Here is an 845-nt window from a genome sequence, read left to right as displayed (position 1 = left end):
CAGGGGGAGATCCACAGTGGGCTACAGCCTGGAGACGAGGTAATCCAGGAAGCGGCTGCCGTCCGGGCTAGATCCTTCTGAAAACTGTTTCCTAGGACAGAAGCTCAGAGTTCTGCTGACTTTCTTGATTTCCACCGGGCTTGCGGGGCTTTCGCCGCTGCGACCTTGTCGGGCTGAGGCAGCGGAAAGAAGTCCCTCACCGCCCTGAAGCTTTTCTCCTCGCCCCGCTTGCAACAGCGTCGCAGAGTGATGGCTACGGAGCGGGCAAGCTTCTTGATCTGGGTGGGAGAAAACCGTCCTCTGGGCTGCGCCTGGGAACCCTGGGAGCGACCCAGAACCTGAACCCGTCTTGGTAAATCCAGTTTCTTTTTGGGTATACTTCCGCTATACTCATCTCGTACAGATTCCGAGTTCCTTCCCCTGAAGATGACCTGGCGCGCTCCCTTTTTTGGCTACTTTAGCTTTCCCTGGCAACGACCAGGGCGGAAGGGTGGCGCGTAAACCATAGAGCCTAGGTTTACCCGAGTCAGTCCTGAAGCCCTGAGCCCAGTGCCAGGGCTTTTTTGATGGCTCGATGCTCCATTCCCTCACTTCCCATCCCTTGCACACAATCTTGCCCACGATGAAGGACAGTTCTATGCCCCCCCAAACCGACAACTGCAACATCCAAGAGGTGACTCCCTTGATTGCCCCTGCTGCTGTCAAGGCCAAGCTGCCGCTGACGGAAACGGCAGCCCAAGTGGTGCTCTCCACGCGGCAAGCCATCCGCGACATCATCCACGGGCGGGATCTCCATCGCTTGGTGGTGATTGTCGGCCCCTGTTCCATCCACGATCCCGAAGCGG

At 58.0% G+C, this 845-nt stretch carries 1 pseudogene; it reads left to right on the top strand.

Annotated elements, in window-relative coordinates:
* Positions 1-637: 637 nt before the first annotated feature.
* A pseudogene (locus tag NW827_RS07055) lies at positions 638-845 on the top strand (3-deoxy-7-phosphoheptulonate synthase); the annotation flags it as partial.

The organism is Synechococcus sp. H70.1, from assembly GCF_047502705.1.
In the GTDB taxonomy this organism is placed as follows: domain Bacteria; phylum Cyanobacteriota; class Cyanobacteriia; order Thermostichales; family Thermostichaceae; genus Thermostichus.
Note: the sequence above shows the minus strand (reverse complement) of the source record. Positions and strands in the feature narration are given on the sequence as shown.